The following is an 18881-nucleotide window of genomic DNA, read 5'->3' as shown; positions in this document are numbered from 1 at the left end:
CCATCCTGCTCCAGGCTGTTGGCGAAATGTCTTTCGCAGACATTAAGTGAGGTCAGTCACTCGGGTGAAGGTCGAGTTCGGTATGGCGCGATCAGCGAACCGAATGATGCAACCGTGCCGGCTTGGTTCCGCTCGGAAGGGGCGCGGACCTGATGATGTCCAGCAGCGCGGCGGTCGATGCCGAAAAAACCGCGTCATCGACCCAACACACGGCCACCTCTCGATTGTGAGCGGCGCGGATCTGGCGCAGCCGGACGCCGGTGGTATCGGTCATCAGCACGGCGAGCCGGTTCGTGACACCGAGGCCGAGCCCTTCGCGGACCATGCTGACCAGGGTCTGGGGCTGATTGGTGGCCTGCACCGGTTCGAGGACGGCGTTGGCGGCGCGGAACGACGCGTAGGTCTCGAACGACGGCGGGTCGGATTCCTCGAGATGGCCGATGGAGATCAACGGATGGTCGACCAAGTCGGCGATCTCGACGGGTGTGCTGTCGGCCCGGTTGGCTACCAGCGGGTGTCCTTCAGGAGCCACCAACACGGTGTCCTCCCGCCACAGCAGATGAGTCCGGACACCGTCGGGCGGTGGCGGTTGCATGGGACGGATGTACAGGTCGATCTCGCCTTGTACGCTGGCCTGATCCAGCTCCAGCGTGGAACGTTCGATCAGCGAGACGTTGACCTCCGGCGCCATTTTCGCGACCTGGACGAGCAGGGGCGCGACGAACGCGGAGCTGGCGCTGGGATAGCTGCCGAGGCGGACCAGACCGCGGGACCCGCCGCGCCATTCGGCCATGTCCTCTTCGGCGACGTCGATCCGCCGGAGCACCGCTCGCGCGTGCTGCGCGAACGCGGCTCCAGCCTGGGTGAGTTCGACCGGGCGCTTACGCCGATCGAAGAGCAACACTCCGACCGTCCGCTCCAGCGCGGCCACGTGACTGCTGACTCGCGGTTGTGAACGGTGAGTTTCCTCTGCGGCGGCGCCGAAGCCGCCGCTTTCGACAACTGCCAGGAACGAGACCAGCCACTCGAGCCTCAGCCGGGGGTGCACGGGGCGATCACCTCTCGTCGCGAAACTGCAGCGGTGATGGGGTTACGTGATTGTTGCGCCCTTGTGAACCGAATGGCAATTGGTGGCCACAATCCGGAATGCGAATGCTCTGATTCAGAAAGTGAAACCTGTGGTCGTGGTATTCACGGGTGAAAAGCACGTACGAGCCAGCAGTATCTGCTTACCCGATCGGACCATTCCGAAATCGTTCTTGTCAGCGTGCGTCGATACCGATGTGATCAGCCCACGTCGAACTTGGGAGGTACGTCCATGTCCCCGTTCAAACGCGTAGGCACGGTGACCGGGCCGGTCGGTCGTCGCTCCGTACTGCAAGCAGCCGGAGCCGGACTGGCCGGAGTCTCGCTCGCGTCGATCCTGGACCAGCCGATCGAGGACCAGGTGTCGGAGAGTACCCGAAACGTCAACCGGAACAGCTCCCCCAGCAAGCTCGAGATCACCGACATGCGTGTCGCCGTCGTCAAGGGGGTGCCGTTCACCAGTCCGATCGTGCGCATCGACACCAACCAAGGGATCAGCGGCTACGGGGAGGTGCGCGACGACGCGGACAAGCGCTACGCCTTGATGCTCAAGGCGCGGCTCCTGGGCGAGAACCCGTGCAACGTCGAGAAATGCTTCAAGATCATCAAGCAGTTCGGGCACCATGGGCGGCAGGGTGGCGGTGTCTCCGGGGTCGAGATGGCGCTGTGGGACCTGACCGGCAAGGCGTACGAGGTGCCCGTGTGGCAGTTGCTGGGCGGTCGCTATCGCGACCGGGTTCGGCTCTACACCGACACCGCGGGGTCGAAAACCCCCGAAGAGTACGCGGACCAGATGGCCACGAAGATCAAGAAGTTCGGCTACACCTTTGTCAAGATGGACGTCGGCATCGAGCTGATCAAGGACATCCCCGGCACGCTCACCGGCGCCGGACCATGGGGCGACCTCGGGCAATACAACCTCGACCCGCCGGCCGACAGCTACGGCTCCACCGAGCACCCCTACACCGGTATCGAGCTGACTGAGAAGGGCATCGAGGAGATGGCCAAGTACTTCGCGGTGATGCGCGACCGCATCGGCTGGGAGATCCCGCTCGGTACCGACCACACCGGCCACTTCGGCCCCAACAGTGCCGTGCGGCTGGCCAAGCGGCTGGAGGAGTACAACCTCGCCTATGTGGAGGACATCCAGCCCTGGCACCACATCAAGGAGCTCAAGCAAGTGACCGACGCGGTCGACATCCCGACCATGACCGGGGAGGACATCTATGGCGTCGAGGGGTTCAAGCCACTGCTGGAACAGCGCGCGGTCGACTACGTGCACCCGGACATCGCCACCGCCGGCGGCATCTTGGAGACCAAGCGCATCGGCGACCTCGCTGAGACGTACCAGATCCCGATGTTCATCCACTACGCCGGCTCGCCGATCGGTGCGATGGCCGCGGCCCACGTCGCCGCAGCCACCCAGAACTTCATGGCGCTGGAGCAGCACTCCGCTGACGTGCCGTTCTGGGAGGACCTGGTGACAGGGCTGCCCAAGCCGCTGGTCGACAAGGGCTATTACAACGTCGGCGATGCGCCGGGCCTCGGTCTCGAGCTGGTCGAAAAGGTCGTCAAGGAGCACCTCGCCAAGGGCGAGAAGTACTTCGCGAAGACCGACGAGTGGAACGACTTCAAGGTCTCCCACGACCGGCTCTGGAGCTGACCAGGAGGAACCAACCGCCCATGATCACGTGCGTTCGCCCGTGGTCACCCGGAGCAACTCACCTGATCATGGGCGGCTCCCGGTAGCGTCCAGCGCCTGTTCACACCCCACCAGCAGCACGCCTGCGCTCCATGCGTGCGACAACGTCAGCAGCATGCCTTTGGGCTGGAAGCACGCCGTCTGGTAGTAGCGCTCGGTGATCATGCCACGGTAGGCGTTGAGCTCACCGTCTTCGCGCGGCAGCAGTTGGCGGAAGCACGCCAGAGCCTCGTCGGCCCGCTCGCGGTAGTACTGATCCCCGCACGCCTCGGCCAGCTCGATCAACTCGCGGGTGCAGACCAAACCATAGGCATGCAGGTGCTGGTTCGACGGTGATGCCTGGTCCGCGCCGCGGGTGGCGAATCCGTACGCGCCGAGCATCGTGCGCGGCGCGAAGTCCACGTTGTAGGTGTAGCGGAAGGTGAGCATCCAGTCCGCGGCCCGGCGGGCGAGATCGAGCCAGCGTTGCTCGCCGGTGCGGCGATGCAGCGCGACGTAGGCCATCACCGCCGCGTAGCCGTCTTCGGAGGTGGGGGCGAGGTCGACGTCCTCAGGGGCGCCGTGGATGAACTCGGCTTCGACGAAGCGCGCGTAGTACTCGCCGGCCCGGATGGCTGCGGCGAGATAGCGGCCGTCGTCGTCCCACCGCTGTGCCGCGGCGAACGCCGCCACCCAGGTCAGCCCGGAAGCGCCGGCCCACGACAGCACGCGGCCGTCGTCGGCATGGTGGACCGACCCGACGTTGCCGTCGGATCGTTGCCGTGTGCACACGACGTCGAGGTTCGACCGTACCGCCGTGACCCAGGCGGGATGAGCGGCGGCGACGTCGTCACCGAGGTCGAGGGCGCGCAGCAGGAACAGCGTCGCCTCACCCAGTGTGCGAGCGTGTAGCCCGCCGCGTAGCGGTGTCCAGCTCTGCAGCCAGCCGCGGCCACGTTCCCACCGCCCCCAGAACGTCCCGGACGGCGACAGCTGCGAGCAGATGAAGTCGATCACCCGCTCGGCAGCGGCGACCTCGTCGGCCGCGCCGACCCGTCGCCCGTGGGCCAGCAGGGCGTAAGCCCAGGGGATGCCGCTCACCCAGCCGACATGCATGGCCTGGCGGTCGACGCGCTGCCCGTCGCGGCCGGTGACCTCGCGATCGAATCCGACGGTCTCGAGCAGCACCCCCGGGTCAGGGTCGTAGTGCCAGCGCACCAAGCCTTCGGCGGCGATCGCCGCAGCGTCCTCGAGCGTGCACCACGGCTCGACCGGATGCGCGTGCCGGTTCGCCTCGTACACCGAACGCAGCACCGGCGCGTACCCATGGCGCTGTGCCGGAAGCGTCCCGACCGAGGCCGACAGTCGAACCCGCTCGCCCGGGCGCCAGGTGTAGCTCGCCGCGGTCGCCGGCAGCGGTGCGCTCGAGCCGTAGTACGTCACCGGATCCTCCCGGAACGGGAAGACGACGTGGGCACGGGCGCGGGTACCGGCGTGGTCGAACCCGACGCCGGTCAGCCCGCACGCCGACGTCTCCGCGGTGAGCACGACGACACCGCCGCCCTCCCCCCAGGCGAAGACCGCTGGCGTCGCGGCGCGATCGGAGCGGAACGACCAGTGGTCGCTGACCATCCCGGCCGCGTCCGCCGCGCCGACTTCGAACCGGGGAAACCGGCGCTCACACGCCGCCGGCCGGTTCTCGCCGTAGAACAGCCCCGGGATCAGCCACCACGGGTCCGAGGCGTCGTCGACCCCGGCCACGAGGCGCAGATGCCCGGTGAAGGGATCACCGCCTGCAGTGACGTCGAGCGTGACCGGCGCCAGCCCGGCAGCGTCCGGCTCGCCGACCTCGACGGTGACGGTCAGCGGTCCGACGACCACCTCGCCGGGTGTGGCCCGGCCGACAGCGGCGAGCACCGCGCCGTCGGCGTCCAGCACCTCGAGGCCGAAGCGCGGCCGGTCCTCAGCCATCGGCGTCGTCCACGGCCCACTCCAGCAGGTCGACCTCCTGGACCGGCTCCTGCGGGTCGCGTGGGACGCGGAACGTCCGGATCTGGCTGGCGCCGAAGTCGGCCTCCACAGTGCGGCCGACGAACGGCAGGTCGATGCGGGCGCGCGTAGGAGCGCCCGTGGTCTCGACCGCGCGGACGATCACGTCCGGAGCCGCGGCATCGCCGTCCTCCCCACCCTTGAGCGCGGTGACCATGACCTGCCCCGATCCGTCGGCGGCGAAACTGTCCTGAGCCGGGCGAGAACCGTCGTGGAAGCTCTCCAGCATCGCCCGCACGGGCGCGCCCAACTCGGCCGCGCGACGGGTGAGCCCGGCCGTGCGCCAGTCACCGGAGTGTGGCACCAGGAGGTACCGCCAGGTCTGCACGCCCTGGTCCTGGAAGGAGTAGAAGCCGTCGGGGTCGAGCAGACGGGGGTCGTGCCAGGAGTAGACCGGGCTGCGTACGGCGGTGATGCCGATGCTGGGCGTGGTCGAGCCGTCCTGGGCTGCCGGCGAGACGTCGTAGGCGTGCTTGGCGTTGTTCACCACCGCCAGTCCGGCCCGTGCGTCGCCGACGGCCCCGGTCAGGTCGACCCACGACTGACCCGGCTCCTCGGCGCCGTCCACCGGCCGGGGCAACGTGCCGAACGGGATCTCGTAGGTGCCTTCTGGCTCGGTCAGCGCCGTCGGGAACCGCAGCTTCAACAGGTGTGCCTGCTCGCGCCAGTCGATGGTCACCCGGACCTCGAGCTCGTCCACGCCCTGGCGCAGGATGAACTCCTCCACCATCGTCGAGCGACCCCACGCGCGCTCGACCCGCAGGCGGGCGCGCTCGGGCCCGGTCTCACGCAGCACCATCCGGGTGGTGCGCATCGCCTCGCCCGGCCAGGCGTAGGAGATGACCCGGTGCCCCCACGTATCGGTGGGGTCCTCGCTGACCTGCGTGTGCTCACCTCGAGCGCCGGCGACGACGTCCGCGCCGGTCCGCTTGTCCAACAGGCTGGTCAACCAGCCGGTCGACGGGTCGAACTCAGCGCGGAGCACGTCGTTCTCCAGCGTCGTCTCCGTCGCGCGCAGCAGGCCGGGCGGCTGGGCGCTCCACGGCGCGTCGTGCGGCGCCGCACCCGGGCGCAGCCGGTAGAGCCGGTACCCCAGCGGCGGCACCTCGGCCCGGAACACCGCTGCCCCGCGGCCCTTGTCGTCGGTGGTGGCCACCGACTGGGTGGGCTGGGACGGCGTCCGTCGCCCCTCGGCGTCCACGACGTGCACACCGGTGGGCTGGACGCCGTACTGCAGCTCCACGTCGGTGATCACCGGCCACGGATGCGGGTTGAACACGAGGACCGGCTGCGTCCCGGCTTCCATCGGAATGTCGACGTCGCGGGCGAGCACGTTGTGCACCCTCGTCATGATCCGCTTCGAGATCGCGACCGCTTCGCCCAGCTGGTCGCGGGCGTCGTCGTAGGCGGTCTCGATGGCCGACCCGGGCAGCACGTCGTGGAACTGGTTGAACAGCAGCTGCTTCCACGCGTGGCCGAGCTCGTCTCGCGGGTAGGCCAGCGCGTTCGTCACCGAGCCGATGACGGCCCACCGCTCGGCGGACAACAACGCCGCCTGGGCACGCCGGACCCACGCCTTGATACCGGAATGCGCCGAGTAGCACCCGGCCGCGTGGTGTTGCAGGTCGTCGCGCCACACCGGCAACTCGTCCATGCCTTCGCGACCTTTGCGGGCGATCAGCTCGTCGAAGTAGCGCCGCGGTGACGACATCGTCAGCCTCCCGAACGAGCCCATCCGGTCATGACGGTAGATGGACTCGATGTTCGCCTTCGTCGGCCCACCGCCGTGATTGCCGACACCGTAGAAGATCATGACGTCACCCAGCGAGCGATCGAGCTGGCCGAGCGACTTCTCCGTCTGCCCGGCGACGTCACCGGGCGGGCTGCAGTACTCGAACGGGATCCGGTAGGCGAGCACCCGGCTGCCGTCGGGCGACTCCCACCAGAACGCGGTGCCGTCCAGGTCGCTCTCGTGCGGGCCGGGCCGCAGGAAGCAGTAAGAGTCCATCCGCTGCCCACGCAAGATGGCCGGCAACATCGCGTTGTGGCCGAACGGGTCGACGTTCATGCCGACGCTGGCCGTCACGCCGAACTTCTCGTACAGGTACCGCTGCCCGTACAGGCCCTGCCGGGCGAACGACTCGCCACCGGGCATGTTGCAGTCCGGCTCGACCCACCAGCCGCCGGTCATGACCCAACGGCCGTCCGCGATGCGCTGCTTGATCTGGTCGAACAGTTCCGGGTCGGACTCCTCCACCCACGCCAGCAGCACCACCTGGTCGCAGGTGAACACGAAATCGGGATACTCCTTCATCCGCTCGATGGCCGAGCGGAACGTCGCGCGGGCCTCCTGATAGCCCTCCTGCCATGGCCACAACCACACCGGATCCAGGTGGGCGTTGCCCACCATGTGCACCGTGCGGTCCGGGGTGGCGATGGGCCGCTTCGGCTCAGCGGGTCGTTCGGCGGTCATGCGATCTCCTGTCGATCAAGTCGAATCCGTGGTGGCGGTGAGCGCGAGCCGTCGGATCGTGCTCTCCGCCACCGGTAGCGCGGGGATCAGCGCGGCGTGCAGCGCGTGATAGACGTCCGGTTTGCCGGTCCACATCGTCCTCGCCGGCTGGTTCGACGGGTCGAGTTCGTGGTGCCAGCTGCCGTACACGGGGTCGTGCAGGTGCCGTCGGGCGTAGTCGGTCCACTGGTTCAGATCGTCGGCGTACCTGGCCAGCCCGGTCCGCCGCCGCCAGGTGCCCGCGGCGGCGATGGCTTCGGCCACCACCCAATGCGGGCGTTGGGTCACTACGGGTTTGCCGTCCCAATCGACGGTGTAGACGAAGCCCGGTGCTCCGTCGGCGGCCCAGCCGAGGGTCACCGCGGTGTCGTAGAGATGGCCGGCCGCTTCGGCCAGCCACGGCGGCGGTGCGTCATAGGTCGAGGCCAGCTCGAGCAGGAGCCGGCTCCACTCGAACAGATGCCCGATGGTCACTCCATACGGCCGGAACTCGTCGTTCGGGCGCTCGCGGTTGTAGTCGCGCAGCTCCGTCCAGTCTGGCGCGTAGTGCTCGGGAAGCAACCAGTCGGCGTGCCGCGCGCGCTGGTTGATGAAATGGTCGGCGATCGCGGTGGCGCGATCGCGCCATAGCGGCTGCCTGGTGTGGCCGTAGGCGGCGAGCATCGACTCCACCCCGTGCATGTTCGCATTGGAGCCCCAGTACTCCTCGCGCACGGTGAACGCCTGGTCCCACCCTTCGACCAGGGCGGCGTCGGATTCGGACCAGAAATACCGGTCGACGACGTCCAGCACGTCGGCGAGCAGGTCGTCACCGCCGGGCACGCCGGCCGCCGCCGCGGCCGAGGCGGCCAACACGACGAAGGCGTGCTGGTAGGCGGCCTTGCGGCGGGACTCGGCCGTGTCGGCCAACGAGACGACGTAACCGCCGTGGGCGGGGTCGCGAAACATCCCGGCCAGCGCATCGACGCCGTGAGCGGCATAGCGCGGCGCGTCGGGGTATCCCATCAGGCAGCCGACGCTGAAACAGTAGGTCATCCGCGCGGTGATGAACGATTCGAGCGGATACGCGGGGTCGACCCCGCCTCGCATATCCAGGTAGCCGAACCCGCCGGACTCGAGGAGGGCGCCGCGGGCGAAGTCGAGCAGTCGCTTCGCTTGGCCGATCCCGGCCGTCGTTTCCTCGTCCGGATTCACGTGGTCGTCCATGCGGGTGGTTGGTCTCCGTCTCTCCCACGGCCGGCACCGGTGCACCAGCCTGATGTCGTCGGTCTGCGTGGTCAGCCCTTGCGCCCCTGGGTCGCGATGCCTTCGATGACGTGGCGCTGAGCGCAGGCTTTGTCGCCGACGCCGCCGCATGCGGTCCGCCTCCGCACCATCGACGCTCCCTGCCTCGGCCGAACGAGCTGGCGCCTACGACGTGCGGCAACGCCGCACAATGCTTACTGGGATCGATCCCAGCAATCTCCGGCATCATGGCAATGGGTGCGGGGGTGCGTCAACTCAGTCCGGCCCTCGTTCACCTCGTGGTCGTGCCCTGTGGGCGAGACCTGCAGGACGAACGGGTCTCTCCCTTGACAGCGTCGCAGAAGCACGCGCTGCGCTCATGGGCGAGATCGTTCCCATATGCCAACCCTGAAACAGACCCAGCACCGCACCCGCACAGCGCAAGATCACCGAGGTGATTGCTCGTCCCACATACGCATCACGACGGGTTACGCCCGGTGTGCGGTCAGTCGGCTGCGGGCGCCTGGATCGAGTCGCGGTCGACGATCTTGGTCGACATCATCACCGTCAGCGGCGCGGAGTCCGGCGCGGCGATGCGTTCCAGCAGGCGGCGCACGGCGGTCTCACCCAAGGCGGACTCGTCTTGGGCGACTGCGGTCAGTCCCGGCGTGACCAGGCTCATCCACGGAGCGTCGTCGAACGAGACGAGGCTGACGTCGGCAGGGATGGACAAGGCGAGGTCGTTGGCCGCGCGCCAGACGCCCTCGGCGAGGACGTTGTTGGCCGCGAACACGGCCGTAGGCCGGCGATCGGTCTGCAGCAAGGCGACCGCGGCGGCGTGTGCAGCCTCCACGTCCCAACCCGATGACACGACCAGGTCGGGGTCCAGCGGGACGCCGGCCTCGGACAGGGCGGCGTGGTAGCCGGAGTGTCGTTCGCGGCCGGTGGTCCACGTCGTCTCGTCGATGAACAGCGCGATCCGCCGGTGTCCGAGGTCGATGAGGCGCTGGGTGACGCGCTGCGCGGCGTGATGGTTGTCGACGACGACGGCGTCGACGTCCCCGGCGGCGAACTGGCGGTCGACCTCCACGACCGGAATCCGATGCCGGGACAAGTAAGTACTGACGTCGGCCGACACCGGCGTGACGACCACCCCCGCCACCCGCATGGCTACGAACGTCTCAGCCGCCTCCAGTTGAGCCTCGACCGATCCGCCGTCCTCGGCGAGCACCATGCTGTAGCCCTGGCCGCGCGCGGCAGCACCGGCGCCGGCCGCGAGCCGGGCGTAGAAAGAGTTCCGCAGGTCCGAGACCAGGACACCGAGAGAGAGGCTGACCTGCTGTTTGAGATAGCGAGCCGTCGCGTCGGGCACGTAGCGCAACTCGCGCGCGGCGTCCAGGACTCGCTCACGTACGTCAGTGGCCACGTAGCCGCGGCCGGTGAGCGCGCGCGAGGCTGTCGACCTGGAGACGCCCGCGGCCTCGGCCACGTCCTTGATGGTCGCGCGGCGGACCGTTCCGCCGGCGGCTGCCGCCGCGTCATTGCCCTTCCGGCTCACCGATCCGCCCCCTTCAGTGCTGAACCACGTCGATCAACGCTTCCGCATGCTGGCCGAAACGCACGTCACCGACGGTGAGATCGACCGCGACACGAGCCCGGCGCCGGAGGGTTGCGTCGGTGGTGACCACCACGGACGCGGTGGTCTCCGCGCCGGCCCGCAGCGGGAGGACGAGGTCCTCCGGGTCCGCGGCCCAGCCCGCCGGCAGCACCATTCGTGCCAAGGCTTCTGCGTCGTCCGGCAACGGGTTGCGCACCGTGACATCGAGATGAACGGTACCCGCGGGCTCGCAGGTACCGCGATACGGCGCGATGCTCGCCATGACGCCACCGGCGCCCAAGTCGATCTCGTCCAGCGGCAACAGCTCGTGGTGAATCTGGACGAGCTCTTCGCCCTCGTCGGTCAGCATGTCGAGGTAGGCGTCGTCGACCCATCGCGGCTCCCAGTGACCGCTGATCATGAGCCCGGGCGCCACTTTCCGGTACAAGGCGGCACTGCGCCGGTAGTCCTCGATCCGGAACAGGTTGCGGTACTGGTAGTTGAGGATCTCGCGTTTCTGGCCGGGGATGCCGAGCCCGTCCTGTTGGTCGCCGGTGACCATCACCGTGACGCCGTCGACGTCGAACTCGAAGCCCGCGGCGTAGAGCGTGTGCCCGGGCAACTCGTGCACCACGATCTCGTACTCGCGCCAGGTGAACGGCTCTCCGACAGCGAGCTCGCGATCCACCGGAATCGGGTCGTACCACAGGCAGGGCAGGTCGTAGCGTTCCGGTTGGCGCAGGATCGGCGCGACGTTGGCCGGTGCCCACACCTCGGTGCCCTCGACCGCGTGCAGCAGCGGGATCCCGGCGACGTGGTCGTCGTGATAGTGCGTGGGCAAGGCCACCTCGACTCGTCGCACGCCGTAGTGCTTGCGTAGCGCCGGCAACGACGCCAGCCACGGCCGCCGGGACGCGCGGTCGGTACCGGCCGGCAGCCCGGTGGTCATGTCGTAGCCGTAGTCGATGATCATCGCGTTCCCGGTGTCCGACAGCAGCACGTACGAGCACGAGTTGCTGGTCCGGTTCAACAGCAGGTGCGGGGTCAGCTCCACGAACGGGTTGTCCAGGCGGTCACGCAGATCCCACGGCTGTGGCCGTCGGGAGTCGACGTAGCGCTGCATCCGCTCGGCCAGCAGCTCGAGCGCGTGCCGCGGCTCGGGCATCGGCTCGCCGTGCGACGGCAGCAGCAGGTCCAGGGGCTCGTCGAGCAACTGGTAGCAGCTCAGCACCGTCATCGCCGGGCCCTCGTTCTCGGTGTACGACCACTGCGTCGCGGCCAGTGACCACACCTTGCCCGGCGCGTAGATCAAGTCGCCGGTGAAGGCGAGCGTCCGTCCGTCTTCGGCCTCGACGACGTAGGTGACCGACCCGGTCGTATGCCCGGGCGTCGGGAGCACGCGGACGCGGACTCCGCCGTAGTCGGCGGTTCGGTACTCGGGCACGAGCCCGGCCACCGGCACCGAGTTCAGGATGGAGAACTTGTCCTGGCGCAGGTTGTAGTCGTTGACGATCGGTCGCGACGACCACATCTCGTCCGCGTGGGCGAACAGGTCCTGTTCCACCGGCGGCACGTGGATGGCGATACCGGCTTCGACCGCCTTGGGCAGCCCTTGGCCCTGGTCACGATGGTGGTGGGTCATCAGGACATCGGTGAGGCGCCCGATGCCCATGGCGTCGAGATGGTCGAGCACGGCGCCGGAGCCGAAGTCGATGGCGATTCCCGTGGGTAGGGCGTCTGGCTCCGTCGGGTCGGCGGCGGCGCGGATGACGTAGACGTGGCAGGTGTCCCGTACGCGGAACACGCCCGGCGCGACTTCCGAGACCGTTGGGTGCATGGGCCCGATGGTATCGTTCCCACAATGTCGACGCCGTTCTCTGGCTCTCGCGAAGCCGCAGTATCCCGTCTCGTTCCGACTCCGCAGCAGGTCAGGTTGGGCTCCGGCGAGGTGTCGTTCGCCTCGGTTCGCGGCGCGGAGCATTTCGGTGATCGTTGGCGCGATTCGGCTCCCATGGCCACCACGGAGCGCCATCGATCACCGAACGAGTTGGTGGTCGAGGTCACCGTCGACGGCTCGGGCGATCTGCCGGCCGAGGGCTACCGTCTGACCGTTGCCGGAACGGACGACGAGCCGACTGCCACGGTCGTGGGGGCCGACTCGGCCGGCGCGTTCTACGGGACGCAGACCCTGCTGGCCTTGGTCCGCGACGCCGGGGACGGCACGTACCACCTGCCCCGGATCGAGATCGACGACCACCCGGACCTCGCCTGGCGCGGCACGATCGAAGGCTTCTACGGTCCGCCCTGGTCGCACGCTGATCGGCTGGCACACCTCGACTTCGCCGGCCGGCACAAGCTCAACGCCTACGTCTACGCGCCCAAGGACGACCCGTACCATCGCCAGCAGTGGCGCGAGCCCTATCCCGACGAGGAGTTGGCTCGCGTGGGCGAGTTGGTGGCGCTCGCCGAGCGCCGGCACGTGCGTTTCGTGTTCTCCGTCTCGCCCGGGCTGTCGATGGTCTACAGCGATCCGGCCGAGGTGGACCTGCTCGTGCGCAAACTCGAGCAGGTCTGGAAGGTCGGTGTTCGCGACATCGCGCTGCTGTTCGACGACATCCCGCCGGAGCTGGAGCACGAGGCCGACGTCGCCGCCTTCGGCTCCGAACCCGGTTCGTCGGCCCGCGCCCACGCTGCGGTGTGTGCCCAGGTGCAGGAGCGATTCCGACACGTACATGGCGCGCAGCGGCCGCTGATCATGGTGCCCACCGACTACGCGGGCACGCAGAGCTCGCCCTACCGCGAGCACCTCACCCGCGAGCTTCCCGATGACGTCCTCGTCTGGTGGACCGGACGTGACATCGTCGTCGGCGACATCACCCGCGCCGAGATCGACGCGGCGGCGGCGAGCTACGGCCATCGGCTACTGCTGTGGGACAACTTTCCGGTCAACGATTTCGACTTCGCGCGGCTGTTCCTCGGTCCGCTGGTCGGCCGGACCACCGAGGTGGCTGGTTCGGAACTCGTCGGTATCACCGCCAACCCGATGCCGCACGAAGCCGCGTCGGAGATCGCACTGGCCACCGTCGCGGACTGGGCGTGGAACCTGGGCGCCTACGACCCCGACGCCGCTCATGCGCGCGCGTTGCAGGTCGTTCCGGACACCGGTCGTATCCGGCGGCTCGTCGAATCGTGTCGCACCTGGCCGCCGTCCGCGCCCCGAGCGCCGCAACTGTCGGCGTGGATCGAGGCGCTCATGGCTGGTGGCAGTGATCGGGCGGTGGCCGAGAGCGGACTCCGGGATGCGTTCACGGCCATGATCAACGAGGAACCAGCCGGTGAGCCGGCTGGGCGGCTCGAACGTGAGGTCGCGCCGTGGCTACGTGCTCAGGCGGCTGTCGGCCGGGCTGGTCTTGCCGCTCTTGACCAGTTGAACTCGCCCTCGTCGTCGGGTCGCGAGGCGGTGGAGCAGGCACTAGCCGCCGCCGAGGCCTGCGAGCAGAACGTGCTGCACGACGTCGTACTGCCGCTTGCCCGCAACGCGCTCGATTCGTGAGCGAGACGGCGATTCGCGCGCCACACCAGCTATGGGTTCTCCGATGAGCCTGCGTCGGCGCTCCGGCCAGCCGTATCGATATCTCTGATCGCCAGTTCGAACCAATCCCTCGCCGAGGCGATGTCAGCCAGAACGAGTGACCTGCCGCCTGTCTCGGTCTCTTGCCGTGCCTCCTGATATGCGAGCTCCCACCCTTCCATCACGCGCAGGGGCAGTGGCGGCCACTGTTGCGCGCGGCGGAACGCGAACGTGCGCACGCAATACTCGCGCACAGTGGACAGGTCAGGACCGGCGTTCCACAGCAGCTGCAGATCGACGAGATCGTGAGGACGGGCACAGCCGGGGTCGGTCACGGCATGGACCTTCTGTGCGATCTGGTATTCGAGGTCGATCAGCCGTACCGGCTGCGGGTTCCCGAAGCCGAAACGATCGCTCAGCTCGACAAGCTCGTCATCGATGGCGTGGATGGCATGGGCTTCCGGCTCGATCTCGGGGTCGGACACTTCTACGTCTAACCCTGCCCACTCGCGCCCGAGGAAGGACAGTGTGACCCGGTACGGGTGCACCAAATACTGGGGCCGGGCAAGCCCCGGGTCGTGCAGTCGCTGCGTCTTCAGGGCCGCGGTGAATGCCACACGATCAGGCGCGTCAGGATCCTTTCGCAGCGCGCCCTTGGCCGGGGGCACGACGCCCCAGCCCTGCGCCAGGCGTGCGCGGAACTCTTCCTCGAAGGCCACGCCTCGCTCTCCAGTGGAAACGTCCAGATCAGCCGTGGCACGCGTACCGCGCTCTCCCATGCGGAGCTTGACGCCCATACCGCCCTTGATGACGACAGCGTCAGGCAGCATCTGGGACACGATCAACGTGCAAAGCATTCGGCGCACTCGGGCGCTAGGAACCCCGAACTCACGCGATGTCTCCTCCAGCCTGGTGTTCAGCTGCGCGGTGTTCAGCGGTGGTGCGGCGGCACTCATCCGGCGCGCCTTTCCTGGTTCAGCCCCGCGACGTCGTGGTCGTCGATCAGCTCGCGTCGGTGGGCTTGATCGACCAGGGCCTTCCAGCGCTCTGGCGGCATCCTGTCGCGCAAGTCCCGCAGGGCGCGCGGGACGGTTGTCGCCGGGATACTCTCGTAGTGCGTCAAGTCATCATCGGGCACGTCTGCCCGGGCCTCGAGGTCGACCCATTCTGGAAGCGTCCTTCGTACTCGGCGGCGAGTCGCGACCCGGATGCGGTGCGGGTTGAACTGCCCCAGGCCCAGCAGATCGAGCACGGCCTCGCGCTGCAAGAAAGCTCCGCGGCCGGCCAGGGCCGCTGCAGCTGCCGGCTGGGTCAGTTCTGTCGTAGGCACATCGCGGTGTACGTACACGCCGTGGCCGTAGGCACGCAGCGCGCCGCGGTGCGCGAGCTTGCGCACCTCCACAGCAGGCACTCCCGCGTCTTCGGCCTCGGAGATCGTGACGACGCCATGCCGCGCTGCGGCGATCTCCCACAGATCTCGTCGATAGCCCACGACACCACCTCCACGGTCAAAAGCGTACCATTTCTAGTACGCTTTTGGCACGCCAGATCGCACTTCGCTGTGAACCCGTCCGGATGGCTGCGGGGCTCGTGTCCGTCCTCACTCCGGGCGGGGGTCCCAGCGGAAGCGACGGATGGCCACGATGGCGCCGAGAACACCCCACAGCGCCAGCACCCCGAGACTGTCCCACGCGAAGCCGGTTCCCTGCGCCATGGCGCCGAGCAGTGCGTCGTTGAACGGCCGCACGGGCAGCGCACCTGTCACGACGTTCACCGTGTCGGACTGGATCGGCATGTACGTGCCGGAGAGGAAGACCAGCGGGAACAGGACGAACTGGACGACGGCCGGGGCCGCCTCGGCGTTGCGGATCAAGGCGGCGACGGCCACACCGATCGCGCAGAAGCTCGCCGCACCCAGCAGCAGGGTCACCACGATCGGCAGCCACTGCGACCGGTCCGGGACCGGCACGCCGTACAGCCGCCCGACCAGGACGATCAGCCCGGCGACGACCACACTGACCAGCACACAGTGCGCCAGCAGACCGACGAAATACATCCACGTGGGCAGCGGCGTGGCCCGCACGCGTTTGAGGATCCCGTTCTGCCGCCGCGTCGCCAGCACGATCGCCAGCTGGCTGTAACAGGACCCCAGCACCGACAACGCCGCGATCGTGGCGACGTAGTACCGCAGTGGCGAGACGCCGTAGAAGTACGAACTCGCCGAGCCGCCGTTGAACAGCGCCCCGAAGATCGTGATGACCAGGACCGGCATGACGAACGTGAAGAAGGCGCTTTGCGGATTGCGCCAGAACGACAGCTGCTCATAGCGGACCTGGTGCCACACCATGGCGCTCATCGCAGGCTCCCTTCGAGGGTCGATTCGGCCGCGTCGTCGCGGGTGAGGCGCAGGTAGACGTCTTCCAGACTCGGGCGTTCGACCACGAGCTGGTCCAGCGTGCAGTCACGGCGCAACGCCCATTCGGTGAGTTGATGCAGCGTCATCGTCGGCTCGGCGGACTCGACGGTGACGAGCCCGTCGCCGTCCGGTCGCGCCGGGACGGGCAGCTCGCCGACGCTGATGTCCGGTGGTGGCGCGAAGCGGATCCGAGCCCGCTCGGTGTCGCGACCACCCAGGCTCGCCGTCGTGCCCTCGGACACGAGGCGACCGTCGGCGATGATCGCGACCCGATCCGCAAGCTGCTGCGCCTCCTCCATGTAGTGCGTGGTCAGCACGACGGTGGTGCCGGTGTCGCGTAGTCGGCGTATGAGCTCCCAGGCGCTGCGGCGGGCGTTCGGGTCGAAACCGGTCGTGGGTTCGTCGAGGAACAGCAGGCTCGGGTTCCCGATCATGCCGAGCGCGAGGTCGAGGCGGCGCTTCTGCCCGCCGGAGAGCGTGCGCACCTTGCGTCGCTCGAGTCCGGCCAGATCCACCAGGCCGATGACCTCGTCGACGTCGCGGGGCGCACGGTAGTAGCCAGCGTTGCGAGCCAGCGTCTCGCGCACCGTGAGGTACGGCTCGACGGCGATGTCCTGCAACACCAGGCCGATCCGTTCGCGCAACTCCCGGCCGCGAGAGCGGTCGCCGGGGTCGATCCCGAGCACGTCCACGCTGCCGGCGTCGCGTCGGCGGAACCCCTCCAGGATCTCCAGGGTGGTGGACTTGCCCGCGCCGTTGGGCCCGAGCAGCGCGAAGATCTCGCCGGAGGCGACGGTGAAGCTGACGTCGCGGACCGCGAGCACGGCGCCGTAGCTCTTGCGTAAGCCCTCGACCGTCACGGCCGCACACATGTGACTTCCAGGTCGATGTCGAGGTAGCGGCCGGTGATCCCGCGCCCGGCGGTGATGCCGTGCTGGGTCCGGTCGACGCGGGTCGCGGCACGTGCGGTGAACGTGGATCCGTCGGCGTCGACGTCGTGCACGGTCAGCCGGGCAGGCTGGGCGACCCCGCACACGGTGAGCGTGCCGTCGAGGTGCGTGCCCCCCGGGTCGTCGAAACCGTCGGCTTCGAAGGTGATGACCGGGTGACGCTCGACGTCGAGGTAGCGCGCCGAGCGAACCTCACGATCGCGCTGCGCGGTGCCGGTGTGGAAGCTGGCGGCGTCGATCTCGACGTGGACGGAGGATGCCGCGGTGGGTTCGGCGACGTCGACGGTGCCGCCGCGGGCTTCGAACGTGCCGCGAACCGGCAGGAGCCCGAACACGTGCCGGGTGCGGAAGTTGATCGTGGTGGCGTCCGGGTCGATCCGGTAACGGCCGAGGCGGGGGGTGGGGGTGATCGGGTCTGTGGTGTTCATGGCGTCCATTAGAGCGGACCGCGGATATCGACCCACAGCGTCGAGCGTTCGGTTCGCGACCGCCGTTCGTCGGCGGTGGCGCACGGGCATGCGACTTTCGTCGGCACTTCACCCCGCGGATGGTTGTTGACGGGCGGGATCTACGGCAGTGGTCTCCTACCGTGGGCGCATGACCGACCGAACGTGGCTGCCGCGGCACTGGCTGGCCGTCGACGTCGTGATCGCCGTCGCGGTCACGGCCCTGGACACCGTGCTGACCCTGGCCGGGCAGACATGGTGGCCGCATGAGCCGGACGCACTGGCGTGGTTCCTGCTGGGCGTGCAGGCGCTGGCCTGCCTGACCCTGGTGGCCCGTCGCCGCGCGCCGCTGGCCGTTCTCGTCGTGCTGGGCGTGTTCACGCTGCTGGTGACGGTGTTGATCGAACCCGCCGGCGTGTTGACGCCGATGGCTTCGGACACGTTGTGGGCGCCGCTGGCGACGGTGGTCGCGGCCTACGGTCCGGTGTACTACCGGCAAGACCGGCGGGTGGCGGTCGCCGTCCTCGCCGCCGTCACCCTGGTGATCATCCGGCCGTGGGACCCCTCGGCCGTCGTCATCACCATCGGGTTGTTACGCACGGCTGTGGGCCCCCTGCTCGCGCTGTACTTCGACGCTCGCCGACGGCTGGTACGTGCGCTGACCGAGCGGGCCGAACGGGCCGAGCGGGAACAGCACCTGCTGGCCGAGCAGGCCCGGGCCGAGGAGCGCGCGCGGCTGGCCGGAGAGATGCACGACGTGGTGACGCACCGGATCAGCCTGATGGTCCTGCAGGCCGGTGCGCTGCGGATGACCGCTCCGGACGACGCCACTCGGCAGGCCGCCGACGAGTTGCGCGCCGCAGGTACACAGGCGCTGGACGAGCTGCGCGACCTGGTCGGCATCCTGCGCACGGCCCCCGGCGGCGACGAGTCACCGTCGATCCCGGCGATCGAGGAGTTGATCGACGAGTCGAACGCCGTGGGCGTCCCGGCCGAGTTGATCGAGACCGGTGACCGCTCGCTCGCTTCCCCGGTCGTGGGACGTACCGCGTACCGTGTCGTGCGGGAGGCGTTGACCAATGTCCGCAAGCATGCGCCTGGAGCGAGGGTGACCGTACGGCTCGAGTACAGCGATACCCACGTCCGTCTCACCGTGCACAACACCGCCCCCACGGCACCACCCAGCCCTGAGCTGGCCAGCCGCGGGTCCGGCCTCGGGTTGCGGCACCTGCGTCAACGCATCGAGCTAATCCACGGAACGCTGCGTGCGGGTGACACGCCCGACGGCGGTTTCCAGGTGGACGTGGAGCTGCCGGCGTACGTACCGACCGCGGATCCGGTGGCGTGAG

At 68.6% G+C, this 18881-nt stretch carries 14 protein-coding genes; 3 read left to right on the top strand and 11 right to left on the bottom strand.

Translation table 11 applies throughout. From position 1 onward, the window contains the following. Nucleotides 1–91 precede the first annotated feature (91 nt). A complete protein-coding gene (locus tag M6444_RS01950) occupies nucleotides 92–1048 on the bottom strand; it encodes a LysR family transcriptional regulator (protein WP_298322402.1) in 957 nt (318 codons plus the stop codon). Between the two features lie 270 nt (nucleotides 1049–1318). Between M6444_RS01950 and M6444_RS01945 the strand changes: the two genes are divergently transcribed. Next, nucleotides 1319–2749 (top strand): mandelate racemase/muconate lactonizing enzyme family protein, encoded by a 1431-nt coding sequence (locus tag M6444_RS01945; protein WP_298322401.1) that lies wholly within the window; start codon nucleotides 1319–1321, stop codon nucleotides 2747–2749. Between the two features lie 66 nt (nucleotides 2750–2815). Here M6444_RS01945 and M6444_RS01940 read toward each other — a convergent pair whose 3' ends face one another. The 5 genes from M6444_RS01940 to M6444_RS01920 form a co-directional block, all read right to left on the bottom strand. Beyond that, nucleotides 2816–4738 (bottom strand): hypothetical protein, encoded by a 1923-nt coding sequence (locus M6444_RS01940; protein ID WP_298322399.1) that lies wholly within the window; start codon nucleotides 4736–4738, stop codon nucleotides 2816–2818. Continuing rightward, nucleotides 4731–7289 carry an alpha-mannosidase gene (locus M6444_RS01935; RefSeq protein WP_298322397.1) on the bottom strand — a complete coding sequence of 853 codons (2559 nt, stop codon included), beginning with the start codon at nucleotides 7287–7289 and terminating at the stop codon, nucleotides 4731–4733. The genes M6444_RS01940 and M6444_RS01935 overlap by 8 nt, the downstream gene beginning before the upstream one ends. Before the next feature lie 15 nt (nucleotides 7290–7304). Then, complete coding sequence (locus M6444_RS01930) at nucleotides 7305–8534, bottom strand: AGE family epimerase/isomerase (protein ID WP_298322395.1); 1230 nt, start codon at nucleotides 8532–8534, stop codon at nucleotides 7305–7307. Nucleotides 8535–9057: 523 nt separating this feature from the next. Then, on the bottom strand, nucleotides 9058–10110 hold the full coding sequence (locus tag M6444_RS01925) for a LacI family DNA-binding transcriptional regulator (protein ID WP_298322393.1): 1053 nt from the start codon (nucleotides 10108–10110) through the stop codon (nucleotides 9058–9060). 13 nt (nucleotides 10111–10123) lie between these two features. Continuing rightward, a complete protein-coding gene (locus tag M6444_RS01920) occupies nucleotides 10124–11986 on the bottom strand; it encodes an MBL fold metallo-hydrolase (protein ID WP_298322391.1) in 1863 nt (620 codons plus the stop codon). A gap of 24 nt (nucleotides 11987–12010) precedes the next feature. Between M6444_RS01920 and M6444_RS01915 the strand changes: the two genes are divergently transcribed. Continuing rightward, nucleotides 12011–13702, top strand: a complete 1692-nt coding sequence (locus M6444_RS01915) for a beta-N-acetylglucosaminidase domain-containing protein (protein ID WP_298322388.1) — start codon at nucleotides 12011–12013, stop codon at nucleotides 13700–13702. A gap of 29 nt (nucleotides 13703–13731) precedes the next feature. On the opposite strand, the gene M6444_RS01910 is transcribed toward M6444_RS01915, so the two are convergent. The 5 genes from M6444_RS01910 to M6444_RS01890 form a co-directional block, all read right to left on the bottom strand. Next, nucleotides 13732–14676, bottom strand: a complete 945-nt coding sequence (locus tag M6444_RS01910; RefSeq protein WP_298322386.1) for a nucleotidyl transferase AbiEii/AbiGii toxin family protein — start codon at nucleotides 14674–14676, stop codon at nucleotides 13732–13734. Then, nucleotides 14673–15212 (bottom strand): type IV toxin-antitoxin system AbiEi family antitoxin domain-containing protein, encoded by a 540-nt coding sequence (locus M6444_RS01905; protein ID WP_298322384.1) that lies wholly within the window; start codon nucleotides 15210–15212, stop codon nucleotides 14673–14675. The genes M6444_RS01910 and M6444_RS01905 overlap by 4 nt, the downstream gene beginning before the upstream one ends. A gap of 108 nt (nucleotides 15213–15320) precedes the next feature. Then, on the bottom strand, nucleotides 15321–16076 hold the full coding sequence (locus tag M6444_RS01900) for an ABC transporter permease (RefSeq protein ID WP_298322382.1): 756 nt from the start codon (nucleotides 16074–16076) through the stop codon (nucleotides 15321–15323). After that, entirely contained in the window at nucleotides 16073–17008 is a 936-nt protein-coding gene (locus M6444_RS01895) for an ABC transporter ATP-binding protein (RefSeq protein WP_363326204.1), read from the bottom strand. The genes M6444_RS01900 and M6444_RS01895 overlap by 4 nt, the downstream gene beginning before the upstream one ends. Next, a complete protein-coding gene (locus tag M6444_RS01890) occupies nucleotides 16993–17514 on the bottom strand; it encodes a YceI family protein (protein ID WP_298322378.1) in 522 nt (173 codons plus the stop codon). Before M6444_RS01890 ends, M6444_RS01895 begins: the two co-directional genes overlap by 16 nt. A gap of 169 nt (nucleotides 17515–17683) precedes the next feature. Between M6444_RS01890 and M6444_RS01885 the strand changes: the two genes are divergently transcribed. Continuing rightward, on the top strand, nucleotides 17684–18880 hold the full coding sequence (locus tag M6444_RS01885) for a histidine kinase (protein ID WP_298322376.1): 1197 nt from the start codon (nucleotides 17684–17686) through the stop codon (nucleotides 18878–18880). The last annotated feature ends 1 nt before the right edge of the window (nucleotide 18881 follow it).

Source organism: Haloactinopolyspora sp. (genome assembly GCF_027324685.1).
Taxonomy (GTDB): domain Bacteria; phylum Actinomycetota; class Actinomycetes; order Jiangellales; family Jiangellaceae; genus Haloactinopolyspora.
Note: the sequence above shows the minus strand (reverse complement) of the source record. Positions and strands in the feature narration are given on the sequence as shown.

What these genes read in the sequence shown, in the direction of transcription:
- M6444_RS01945 (WP_298322401.1), top strand. Translation starts at nt 1,319, where the DNA reads ATGTCCCCGTTCAAACGCGTAGGCACGGTGACCGGGCCGGTCGGTCGT.
- M6444_RS01940 (WP_298322399.1), bottom strand. Translation starts at nt 4,738, where the DNA reads ATGGCTGAGGACCGGCCGCGCTTCGGCCTCGAGGTGCTGGACGCCGAC.
- M6444_RS01935 (WP_298322397.1), bottom strand. Translation starts at nt 7,289, where the DNA reads ATGACCGCCGAACGACCCGCTGAGCCGAAGCGGCCCATCGCCACCCCG.
- M6444_RS01930 (WP_298322395.1), bottom strand. Translation starts at nt 8,534, where the DNA reads ATGGACGACCACGTGAATCCGGACGAGGAAACGACGGCCGGGATCGGC.
- M6444_RS01920 (WP_298322391.1), bottom strand. Translation starts at nt 11,986, where the DNA reads ATGCACCCAACGGTCTCGGAAGTCGCGCCGGGCGTGTTCCGCGTACGG.
- M6444_RS01915 (WP_298322388.1), top strand. Translation starts at nt 12,011, where the DNA reads ATGTCGACGCCGTTCTCTGGCTCTCGCGAAGCCGCAGTATCCCGTCTC.
- M6444_RS01910 (WP_298322386.1), bottom strand. Translation starts at nt 14,676, where the DNA reads ATGAGTGCCGCCGCACCACCGCTGAACACCGCGCAGCTGAACACCAGG.
- M6444_RS01900 (WP_298322382.1), bottom strand. Translation starts at nt 16,076, where the DNA reads ATGAGCGCCATGGTGTGGCACCAGGTCCGCTATGAGCAGCTGTCGTTC.
- M6444_RS01895 (WP_363326204.1), bottom strand. Translation starts at nt 17,008, where the DNA reads ATGTGTGCGGCCGTGACGGTCGAGGGCTTACGCAAGAGCTACGGCGCC.
- M6444_RS01890 (WP_298322378.1), bottom strand. Translation starts at nt 17,514, where the DNA reads ATGAACACCACAGACCCGATCACCCCCACCCCCCGCCTCGGCCGTTAC.
- M6444_RS01885 (WP_298322376.1), top strand. Translation starts at nt 17,684, where the DNA reads ATGACCGACCGAACGTGGCTGCCGCGGCACTGGCTGGCCGTCGACGTC.